The organism is Rhodoligotrophos defluvii (genome assembly GCF_005281615.1).
In the GTDB taxonomy this organism is placed as follows: Bacteria; Pseudomonadota; Alphaproteobacteria; order Rhizobiales; family Im1; genus Rhodoligotrophos; species Rhodoligotrophos defluvii.
In genome coordinates, this window is sequence record NZ_SZZM01000007.1 from 246,786 (window position 1) to 257,745 (window position 10,960).

The window sequence follows — 10,960 nt, forward strand, 5'->3', positions numbered from 1 at the left end:
CACTTCGCTCGAAAAATGCCCTAGGCCTGGTTGGGGGCGGAGAGAATGCCGACCACGGCGCTTGCCTCCTCGATACCGTAGAGCCCGCCGCTGTTCTCAACGATGGCATAGCGTGCGTCGGGCACCTGCCGTGGGCCTGCGCGGCCGCGCAGCTGCGTGACCAGCTCGTGTATCTGGGCAAGCCCGGTGGCACCGAGCGGATGGCCGCGTGATTCGAGGCCGCCCGATACGTTGATGGGAATCTTGCCGCCGAGCCGCGTCTCGCCATTCTCCGCCGCCCGGCCGCCTTCCCCGCGCGGCACGAGGCTCAGGTTCTCCGAATGCACCAGCTCGCCGAAGGCGGTGGCATCGTGCATCTCGGCAAGGTCGATATCGTCCGGCGTGACCCCGGCCTTCCTGTAAGCGATATCGGCGGCGATTCGGCCGATATGGCGGTCCCAGTCCATAGGGTCGCGGTCGACGCTGGAGCACAGCACCAGCGCCTCTATGGGAACGGCGATGGCCTCCGCGCCGAGCTTGCGCACCCCGTCCGCCGTGCACAGTAACGCCGCGGCCGCCCCATCCGAATAGGGCGCGCACATCGGCACTGTCAGCGGATAGGAGAGCGGACGGCCGGCCAGCACTTCCTCGATGGTGAACGGCCGCTGGAATTGGCAGTAGGGGTTGAGCATCGAATGGCCGTGGTTCTTGGACGAGATCGCCGCAAGCTGCGCTTGGGTGGTGCCGAAGTCGCGCATATGGCCACGGATCCAGTAGCCATAGACATCCATGAACACCGAGCGATGACCGTTCACCGGCGGCGCCTCCGGCCCGCCCGCGGCCACCGACTCGAGCGCGCGAATGACGCCCGCCCGATCGTAAACGTCCAGCCCACCGGTGAACAGCGCATCGCGCTTGTCGCCGGTGTCGGCGGACAGCTTTTCCGCCCCGACCGCAAGGGCGACATCGCCCTCCCCCGCCTTCAGCTGCAGCCAGGCCGAATAGAGGGCCGTCGATCCGGACGCGCAGCCATTTTCCACATTGGCGATGGGAATGCCCTCGAAACCCAGCGGACGCAGCGCGATCTGCCCCGGCGTCGCGGTCTGCCCCTCCAGCACCGCCTGGCCCATATTGGCATAGTAGATGGCATCCACGTCCTTCGGGCCGGCGCCCGCATCCTTGAGGCATGCCTCAACCGCCTCGCGGATCAGGTCTTTGATGCTCCGCTCCGGGTAGAGCCCGAAGCGGGTCATGCCGACGCCGACCACATAGATCCTGTCTGGTTTCATCTGCCTACCCTCTCGTTGGGATGGCGGGCCGCTCGCCGCCTGTGACTCGCCGCCTCGTCGCTCGCCACCTGGCCTACCACTTGGTGATGTCGGTCGGCACCGGGATCCATTCCGGCGTGGCGAGCACATATTCGCCATCCTTCACCGTCTCGATCTTCACCGAGCCGGTCAGCGGGAAAGGCGCATCCGCCGTGAACTTGAGGTCAGCCAGGATGCCCATCAGCTCGTCCTCCGTGAAGGTATGGGTGCGCAGCGTCTCGAACACCGCTTCCCCGGTGATCTTGTCGGCGCCCACCCGCTCGGCCGTGTGCTCGATGGCGCGCACGGCAACGAGGCCTTGGCTGATGCCCAGCAGGGTCAGCGGGTCCCAGTCCTCTGGCAGCCCATAGTCCTTGGCGAGGGTCTGATAGAACTCCCAAGCCTTGCCGGATTTTTCAGACGTGGGCGCGATGCCGGTTGCCACCATGTGCCCTTCCCACGGCGCATAGCTCTTCATCGCCTGCGAGACCGGCCAGATCGTGTGCCACGTCGCGGCGATGGTCGGAATGCTGACCCCATGCAGCTGCTCGGCCCGGATCGCCGCGCCGGCCAGCGTGGTATTCGCCGTGCCGATGATCACATCGGCCTTCGCATCGACGATCTTCTTCATGGGGCTCGCGAGGTCCACCGGCTGCGGCTCGACCCATTCGGTCACCGCCACCTCCGCCAGCCCTTTCGGCTTCAGCACGTCGTTGATGTATTTCGTCAGGCCATTGACAATATCCACGTAAGCCGGCGAGGCCTGTGACGACAGAAACGCGACCTTCACTGGCCGCTTATCTGGATTCTGGTCGATGAACCAGCGCAGCGCGGCCGCCCATTCATGCACATAGGTCGGCCGAATGGTGAAGATCCACTGGTCGGGCAGCCAGGCATAACCGTAGCCGGGCGGCGCGTAGAGGATGGGCACCTTGTCGCTCGGCAGGCGCTGCTGCAGAGCCGCCACGTCGGAGCCGCCGAGCCCCAGAGCCAGCACTGGCTCGTCCTCGCTCAGAATGCCCGGCCACAAGCTTGCCACCACCGAGGGGTCATAGCGGGTGTCGTAGTCCTTCGGCTTGAGCACAACGCCCAGTTCCTTGCCCTTGGTGTCGCTCCACCACTGGAGAACCTTGTTGCGCGAGATCAGCCGTTTACTGAGATCGGCGAAGGGGCCGGAATTGTCCACCAGTGTCGGTATGGTGTATTCCGTCTGCGCAAAGGCGGGCATCGCGGTCATCAGCCCCATCGCCACCGCCATTGCCAAGCTGCTTAGTCTCATCCATTCCTCCCTGTCGTTTTTCTGCCGCACCCGCCGAACTCACCCGAGCCAGCGCTTGCGCCGCTTGTAGTGCTTGACGTCCCTGAAGCTCTTGCCCTGCCCCGATAGGCTCATGCCGAGGTAGAACTCCTTAATATCCTCGTTCTCGCGCAGCTCGGCGCCGGAGCCTTCCAGCATGATGCGGCCGTTCTCCAGCACATAGCCATGATCGGCGATCGCCAGCGCCACCTTGGCGTTCTGCTCAACCACCAGGAAGGCGATTCCCTCCTCGCGCCGCAGCCGCTCGATCAGCCGGAAGATCTCCGCCACGATCAGCGGGGCCAGGCCCAGCGACGGCTCGTCCAGCAGCACGATGCGCGGCTTGGCCATGAGCGCGCGGCCGATGACCAGCATCTGCTGCTCGCCGCCCGAGAGGTAGCCCGACACCCGGTTGCGCAGCGCAGGCAGCTTGGGGAAATAGCCGTAGACCTTGTCCAGCATCTCCCGCCGCTCGGCCCGGCTGCCCAGGATCTTGCCTCCCACCAGCAGGTTCTGCTCGACCGTCATATGCGGCAGGATCTTGCGGCCCTCCACCACCTGCACGAGCCCGCGCCGCACGATGTTCTGCGGCTCCTCGCGCTGGATCTCGTCGCCGTTCAGCCGTACGGCGCCGGAGAGGATCTCCCCGTCCTCCGACCGCAACAGGCCGGAAATGGCCTTCAGCGTCGTGGTCTTGCCCGCCCCGTTCGCGCCCAGAAGCGCTACGATCTGCGCGGTGTCCACCGACAGGTTCACCCCCTTCAGCACGAGGATCACGTCGCTGTAGACCACTTCCAGGTTGTTCACATCCAGCAGCATGGAGCGGGGCCTCAATGGGGGAACGGCCAGATGCGGTAGCTTTCCTTGAGGATGTTCCAGCGGTGCACCAGGCCGCGCGGCTCGAACAGCACGAACAGGATGATGAGCCCGCCGAGCAGGATGTTCATGCCGGCAAACACATATTGCGAACCGAGCTGCGGCAGATACTGGTTGAGTGCGGGACCGGCGATGGTCACGAACTCCATCAGCAGGCGAATGACCACCGTGCCGATGATCGCACCCAGCACCGAGCCCAAGCCGCCGACGATCAGCATGCCCACATACCAGACCGACAGCCAAAGGGTGAACTGGTCCACCTGCACATAGCGCACGTAGTAGGCCCACAGCGCCCCGGCCACGCCCGCATAGAAGGCGCCGATGAAGAAGGCCAGGATCTTATAGTGGAACACGTCGATCCCGATCACCTCGGCGGCATTGTCATTGTCCCGCAGGGCGATGAAGGCGCGCCCGGTGCGGCTGCGCGCAAGCCCCCATGCCCCCGTGGTCATGATCACCACCAGCAGCAGCACCAGGAAATACATGCGCCGGTCGGTGTTGAAGGCAAAGCTGAACAGGCTCGCCGGATCGAGCCGCAGCCCTTGCGAGCGCCCGAACCACGAGGCCGGCAGCTTGAGCATGGCGAAGGTGAAGATGTATTGGGCGGCAATGGTGGTGAGCGCGAGATAGAACCCTCGGATGCGCAGCGCCGCCGACCCGAAGATGGCGCCGAACACCGCGGCGCCGAGCCCGGCGAGCGGGATCGTCAGCCAGAATGGAATGGCGAACTTGCTGGCCAGCGCGCCGCAGATGAAGGCGCCGGCGCCCATGAACGCGGACTGGCCCATATTCACCTGACCGGCAAGGCCCATGGTGATCTGCAGGCCCAGCACGGCGATCAGCGTGATGCCGATCGTGATGGCGATGCCGACCACCCGGCCCGAGGCGACCGCCGGCAGCAGCACCAGGAGCAGCATGAAGCCCACGAACCAGATCCACTGCCCGCGGGTCCGGATCAGCGCCTGGTCCTGCGCGTACGTTTCGGCGAACACGCCTCCGGGCAGGGTCATGGGTCAGATCCTGTCGATGGTCTTCCAGCCGAACATCCCCGTCGGCCGGATCAGCAAAATGAGGATCATGATGACGAAGGGCAGCACCTGCGCCACGCCGCCATCGAAGATCGGATCGAGGAAATAGGCGGCGAGATTGGCTGTGATGCCGATGATCAGGCCGGCCACCACCACCCCGCCGATCGATTCTAGGCCCGCCAGCAGCACCACCGGCAGGGCGGCAAAGCCGATATCCGCCGCAGCGAAGGTCAGCCCCTTCCCATTGAGGAAGACGATGGCGGCAATGGCAGAGAAGGCCCCGCTCAGCGCCCACGAAATGGCAATCGACTTGCGCACCGCAATGCCTAAGGACATGGCCGTCTGGTGGTCCTCGGCGACCGCGCTCATTTCGAGGCCGAGCTGCGTGCGGTTGTAGAACCACGAGGCAAGACCCGCGAGCAGAATGGTGAAGATGCCGCCATAGAGCAGCGCCGGGTCGATCACGATCGGGCCGATGCGGATGGCAGCCAGCGGTAGAATGGCGGGGAAGAAACGCATGTCCGGCCCCCATACCACCAGCACCACGCCGCGCAGCAGGATCAGCAGGCCGATGGTCACCATGACGAAGGAGAACACCTCTTCGCCGATGAGCCGCCGCAGGATCAGCCGCTCGATCACGAGCCCCAGCAGGATGCTGCCGCCGATGGCGAGCGGCACCGCCAGCCACCACTGCAGGTCATAGAAGAAGAAGAACGACCAGATCAGGAAGGCGGCGACCACGATGATCTCGCCCTGGGCGAAATTGAACACCCGGGCCGAGCGATAGATGATCACGAAGCTCAGCGCGATGAGCGCGTAGAGCAGCCCCATCAGCGCGCCGTTGATGATATAGGTCAAAAGGCTAGCCATTGGCGGCCCTCACCATGCTGACCGCCGCCTGCGGCACCGGCTTGTGCTGCACCTGCGGTGCCGTAACGTCATTGGCGAACACGCGTGCCTTGAGCACGCCGGTGCGTCCGTCCTGGTAGCGCACCGGGATCTCGGCGGTGAGCTCGCTCGCCCCCCGATAGATCGCTTCGATGAAATCCGCATATTTCTCTTCCAGGAACTTGCGCCTGAGCTTGCGGGTACGCGTTAGCTCGTCCTCGTCCGGGTCGAGCTCCTTGGGAAAGTTGATGAAGCGCTCGACCTGCGAGCCTTTGGGCAGTAGACCGTTCACCTTGCGGATCTCCTCGGCGATCAGCGCCCGCACCCGCTCGTTTTGCGAGAGATCCGCGAAGGTCGAGAACGAGATGCGGTTCTGCTCGGCCCACTTCCCCACGGTGACCGCATCGATATTGACCAGCGCGCCCACGAACGGCCTGGTCTCGTCGCCGAGGGTCATCACCTCCTTGACGAAGGGGCTGAAGCGCAGCCGGTTCTCGATGAAGCTCGGCGGGTAGGAATGCCCGCTGGCCAGCCGCCGCACGTCCTCCAGCCGGTCGAGGAAGATCGGCTCGCCGGCATCTGAGATATGCACCGCATCCCCCATCCGGTACCAGCCGTCGACCAGCTTGGAGCGGCTCGCTTCCGGATTGTTGTAATAGCCCTGGAAGCCCAGCCCGCCACGCACGAGCAGCTCGTTGTCGTCGCTGATCTTGTGGGAGATCGGCGGCCCGAACTTGGGGTGCACCGGCAGCCATTTGCCCACCGTTTCGAGGTCATAGGCCTCGCCCTGGTGCACCGTGAGCAGCCCGGCTTCCGTCGAGCCATAGATGTTGCGTAGAGGCACGCCGAAGGAATGGAACAGGCGGAACACTTCCGGCGCCATGCCCGAGCCGCCGGAAATCGTGAGATAGGCGGACTGGAGCCCCAGATTGTCCCTGATATGCCGCAGCACCGCAATGTCGGCAACCTTGCCGAGGATGCCCGACAGCGGCCCCACCGAACGCCCTTCCAGCTTGGCGAGATTGGCCTGGCTGCCCGCGGCAAGGCCCAGCCGGTAGATGCCGCGGCGGATCGGCCCCGCATCCATCATCTTGGCCTCGACCAGCTTGGCCAGGCTTTCCCACTGCCGGGGGGCCAGCATCAGCGCCTCGGCGCCGATCTCGCGAATATTCTCCTGCACCGTCTCCGGTTCTTCCGGGAAATTCACGATCAGCGGCACCAGCACCCCGAGCGCGATGCCGAAGATCTGCTCCGTCGCCCAGGCCGGAGAGATATAGGAGAGATACTGGGTGTGCGGCTTGAACTCGACAGCCGCCAGGAGCCGCGACGGCGTATCGAGCAGGTAGCTGTTGGTCAGGATGCAGGCCTTGGGCAGGCCAGTGGTGCCCGAGGTGTAGCTCAACACCGCAACGTCGTCGCCCTTGCCCGCCTTGACCGCCCGCGCGAACGCCGTGCGGTCGGCAGTCAGCACCTCCCGCCCCCGAGCCTGCACATCGTCGAGCCGCATCAGCTTGGGATGGCTGTACTTCCACATCCCCTTCGGGTCCCAGTAGACGATGGCCCCCAGGTGCGGCAGCTTGGGCTCGAGCTCCAAGGCCTTGTCCACCTGCTCCTGGTCCTCGCAGATGATGGTCACCGCCTCTGAATGGTCGAGAATGAATTCCATCTGCGCGGCGGTAAGGTCCGGGAACAGGCATACCACTTTGGCGCCGATGCCATTCGCCGCATATTGCGACCAGAACAGCTCCGGCTCGTTCTCGCCCACCAGCGCGACGGTCTGCCCGCGTTTCACGCCGAGCGCCTTGAGGCCCATGCCGATTTCGGCGACCCGCTCAGCCACCTCCTTCCAGCGGTAAGGCTGCCAGATGCCGAAATCCTTGCGGCGGTGGAACACTTTGTCCGGCTGCCGCTCGGCTTGATAGAGCAGCGCCTGAGGGATGGTGGCGACGCCTGCCGCCATCATCTCGTCCAGCCCGCGCCAGGCTGGATGCCCGCTCATTTGAGCCGTCATTGCAGATCCGCTCCCAGATAGGCCTGGATCACCGCCGGGTTCTGTTTGATCTCCGCCGGCACTCCGCGAGCGATCACATGGCCCCAGTCGAGCACCACGATCCGGTCGGCAACGTCCATGACCACCTGCATGTCGTGCTCAACCAGCAGCACGGGAATGTTCAGGGCCTCGCGGATGTCGAGGATGAAGCGGGCCATGTCCTCCTTCTCCTCCAGGTTCATGCCCGCCATAGGCTCGTCCATCAGCAGCACCTTGGGTTCCATGGCCAGTGCCCGGCCCAGGTCCACCCGCTTGCGCAGCCCATAGCTCAGCGAGCCGACCAGGCTGTGCCGGTATTGCTTGATCTCGAGGAAATCGATGATCTCTTCGACCGTGCGGCGATGCTTGATCTCCTCGCGATAGGCATAGGGCCAGTAGAAGAAGCCCTGCATCGCGTTGCTGGTCATGTGGATGTGCCGGCCGGTCATCAGGTTGTCGATGACGCTCAAGCCGGAGAACAGCTGCAAGCCCTGAAACGTGCGCCCTACCCCCAGCTGGGCGATGCGGTGGGGCTTGAGGCCCGTAATGTCCTTCCCATCAAAGATGAAGCGCCCGGCCTGCGGCCTGTTGAACCCGCTGAGGCAGTTGAGCGTGCAGCTCTTGCCTGCACCATTCGGCCCGATCAGCGCCAGGATCTCGCTGCGGCCGATATCGATGGAAACGTCGGACAAGGCGGTGACCCCGCCAAATCTCAAAGTCACGTCACGCGCTTCCATGAGTGGCGTTTCGGGCGCTGCCCGATCCACTGGCTTTGGCTCGGCGCGGGCCGTATTGAGGGTTGCAACCTCAGCCATGGGCGTGGCGCTCCTTCACTAGGCCACGGTCGATCAGGCCATTCGGTTGCTTGGGCAGAGACTCGACAAACGCCACATATTTCGGTCGCTTGAAACGGGCGATGCGCGCGGCCACGAAATCGGCGATCTCCGTTTCGCTGGCGCTGCAGCCGGGCCGGAGCACGCAGATGGCCTTGATCGTCTCACCACGCGTCTGGTCGGGAACGCCGATCACCGAAACCTCGGCGATGGCAGGATGCGCGGCGATGACCTGCTCGACCTCGCTTGGATAGACGTTCTCGCCGCCCGACTTGATCAGCTCTTTCGCCGGCGTACGGCCCTTGTACCAGAGATAGCCGTCCTCATCGAACTGGCCGAGGTCGCCGGTGTGGTGCCAGCCATTGCGCAGAGTGAATTCGCTATCCTGCGGCCGTTTCCAATAGCCGAGAAACACGCCCGGGCCCCGCACTACGATCTCGCCCGTCTGTCCCGGCGGCAGGAGCCGATCGTATTCGTCGACAACCCGCACGCGGGCCTGCAATGTTGGCCGGCCGGCCGAACCTGGCCGCGCCGCATGGGGCGACAAGGTGACGAAGCCCGACGTCTCCGACTGACCGAACACCGACCAGAAGGCCGCCTTCGGCCATTCCCGCTCCAGGCGGCCGATCGTCTCCGCCGTGTCGAGCCCGACCACCACGCGCAGGCTATCCAAGTCACCCGGCTGGGCGGTGTTCAGCAGCGTATCGAGAACGGGCGGAAACTCGCCCAACAGGGAGCCTTTACACGCCCGGACCGCCTGTACCACCGCCGCGGCGTCGAAGTCGTCAAAGATCGCGCTGGCGCCACCGGCACGCTGGGTGATCACCAGCATGACTAGCCCCGCCAGATGGAACAGCGGCAGGATCGCCAGATTGACATCCTGTTCCGTCACGCCCCAGCAGCGCAGCGGCTCCTCGCTGCCACTCAAAAGACCTCCATGGGAGATCAGCGCGCCCTTCGGCCGGCCGTCGGTCGCCGCCGTATAGAGCATGACGAACGGTTGGTCGGCGGCGACTTCAGCCTGCGCCTCTTGCGGCTCGCCATAAAGTGCGGAGACCGGTGCAAATCCCGCATGCAGCGTGCCGATTCCATAGCTCGGCAGCGTGGCGTCGCGCGCCTCGGAAATGGCCGCGAGCCGCGGCTGCTGGGCCTCGTCCGCGATGACAAGGACTGGCTCGGAATCGTCCAGGATATAGGCGATTTCCTCGTCCGCCAGTCGCCAATTCACCGGCACGATGATCGCACCGGCCACCGCAGCCGCGCCGATCAGCTCGACGAATTCCTGATTGTTCCGGGAAATGATCGCGACGCGCTCGCCCGGGCGAACACCGGCAGCAGCAAGGCCCGCGGCCAAGCGCTGGACTCTCTCGAAATGCGCGGCGTGGCTGACCCGCTCATCGCCATAGAGGAAAGCCGTCCGCTCCCCCCAAAGCTCGCTGTTCCGGGCAGCGACATCGGCCAGCGTGAAGTCTCGCGCTCCCAAGGCTCCCTCCCGATATCGCGGAGGATTCTGTTGTCCTCCATTAATTTACTGACTAGTAGGTTATTTCACGGAACGGGTCAAGTCCTCAACCCGAATCCCGGCAATCCCCTGTGGATTGCGCGCCCCGGGTTGCCCGCATGAAGAAAATGCAACAAAGCAGGGACTTGGAACCGTCTCGCAGGTCAGGAAAGCGAAGACACTCTAGCGGGTAGTCTCGGATGGTCGCAGGCCGGCAGTTAAAGGCGAAAGCGGCACGCGCGACGAGGTCCTCTCCCCGGCTATCCCCTGCAGCAGCACCTCGGCGAACAGTCGGCTGATCTCGTTTTTGTCGAGGCTGGCGCGCTCGGGATCATACCAGAAGGCCAGCCAATTCAGCGCACCGAACAGCACCATCTGCACCATGGAGGGGTTGCACGGCTTGATGGTGCCATCGGCCATGCCCCGGTCGAAGATCAGCTTAACCTGGTGCTCGAACGAGCGCTCCACCTCTCTCAGCTTGGCCGCGTTCTTTGGCGAGAGCTGGGTCCTGATCAGCCGTAGCGCACACTGGCCCACATCGGATGTTGCCCATTCCCCGTAGCGCAGCAGAACATGCTCGAGCAACTCGATGCCGGTGCGGTCGCTGGCAAACAGCTCCGGCAGCCCCTCGCTCAAGCGCGCCGCCGCCAGCTGACGGATGCGGACGAGCATCTCCTCCTTGTTGCCCACATAGTAATAGATCGAGGGTTTGGTCACATTCAGCGCCGCGGCGATGTCGCTGATCCCCACCCGGTGAAACCCGTGCTCCTTGAACAGCCTGGCGGCCGTCTCGAGGATCGCGAGCCGCTTGCCCTCGTGGCCGGCCGCATTCACGGAATCGTCAACCCACCGCGGACCCTTTTCTGGGGTCTGCTTGCCTCTCATGCCCCGAGATGGTCGGCTTATCATCGATTTAGGATGCAACCTCAGCCCTTTGCCGGCGTAACCTCGGCTGTATATATGCATCCTACTGCCCGGTAAATTAGGATGTGAGTCGAAAGGCGCCTTCAGAGCGGCAGTATCTTGCGCTTATGTGATGGCGCCCAGCCAGCGATTCGATACCATCGGGCGTGCCGCCGCCCAAACGCCATCATCTATCGCGTCATTCACTCGCTATGAAGCTCAACGAGCTTTAGGACGCGCGCACGGCGCCATTTTCCTCGAAGCGCGCGATATCGGCGGCAGCGAAGCCGTATTCCTCGAGCACCTCCCGGGTGTGCTC

The 10,960-nt window shown here is 64.3% G+C and carries 9 protein-coding genes; all 9 read right to left on the reverse strand.

Going from position 1 to position 10,960, the window contains the following annotated elements; all coding sequences use genetic code 11:
• Positions 1-20: 20 nt before the first annotated feature.
• Positions 21-1,268, reverse strand: a complete 1,248-nt coding sequence (locus E4P09_RS23680; protein ID WP_137392123.1) for a thiolase family protein — start codon at positions 1,266-1,268, stop codon at positions 21-23.
• A 73-nt stretch (positions 1,269-1,341) separates the two neighbouring features.
• Complete coding sequence (locus E4P09_RS23685) at positions 1,342-2,565, reverse strand: ABC transporter substrate-binding protein (RefSeq protein ID WP_137392124.1); 1,224 nt, start codon at positions 2,563-2,565, stop codon at positions 1,342-1,344.
• A 39-nt stretch (positions 2,566-2,604) separates the two neighbouring features.
• Complete coding sequence (locus E4P09_RS23690; protein WP_205042271.1) at positions 2,605-3,402, reverse strand: ABC transporter ATP-binding protein; 798 nt, start codon at positions 3,400-3,402, stop codon at positions 2,605-2,607.
• An 11-nt stretch (positions 3,403-3,413) separates the two neighbouring features.
• On the reverse strand, positions 3,414-4,469 hold the full coding sequence (locus E4P09_RS23695) for a branched-chain amino acid ABC transporter permease (RefSeq protein ID WP_205042273.1): 1,056 nt from the start codon (positions 4,467-4,469) through the stop codon (positions 3,414-3,416).
• Positions 4,470-4,472: 3 nt separating this feature from the next.
• Positions 4,473-5,357 (reverse strand): branched-chain amino acid ABC transporter permease, encoded by an 885-nt coding sequence (locus E4P09_RS23700; protein WP_137392125.1) that lies wholly within the window; start codon positions 5,355-5,357, stop codon positions 4,473-4,475.
• Positions 5,350-7,374 (reverse strand): AMP-dependent synthetase/ligase, encoded by a 2,025-nt coding sequence (locus E4P09_RS23705; protein ID WP_205042275.1) that lies wholly within the window; start codon positions 7,372-7,374, stop codon positions 5,350-5,352. Before E4P09_RS23705 ends, E4P09_RS23700 begins: the two co-directional genes overlap by 8 nt.
• Before the next feature lie 8 nt (positions 7,375-7,382).
• Positions 7,383-8,219, reverse strand: coding sequence for an ABC transporter ATP-binding protein (locus E4P09_RS23710; RefSeq protein WP_170984605.1), 837 nt, complete (start codon positions 8,217-8,219; stop codon positions 7,383-7,385).
• Positions 8,212-9,720, reverse strand: coding sequence for an AMP-binding protein (locus E4P09_RS23715; protein ID WP_137392126.1), 1,509 nt, complete (start codon positions 9,718-9,720; stop codon positions 8,212-8,214). The genes E4P09_RS23710 and E4P09_RS23715 overlap by 8 nt, the downstream gene beginning before the upstream one ends.
• Before the next feature lie 201 nt (positions 9,721-9,921).
• Complete coding sequence (locus E4P09_RS23720) at positions 9,922-10,572, reverse strand: TetR/AcrR family transcriptional regulator (protein ID WP_170984606.1); 651 nt, start codon at positions 10,570-10,572, stop codon at positions 9,922-9,924.
• Positions 10,573-10,960 lie beyond the last annotated feature (388 nt).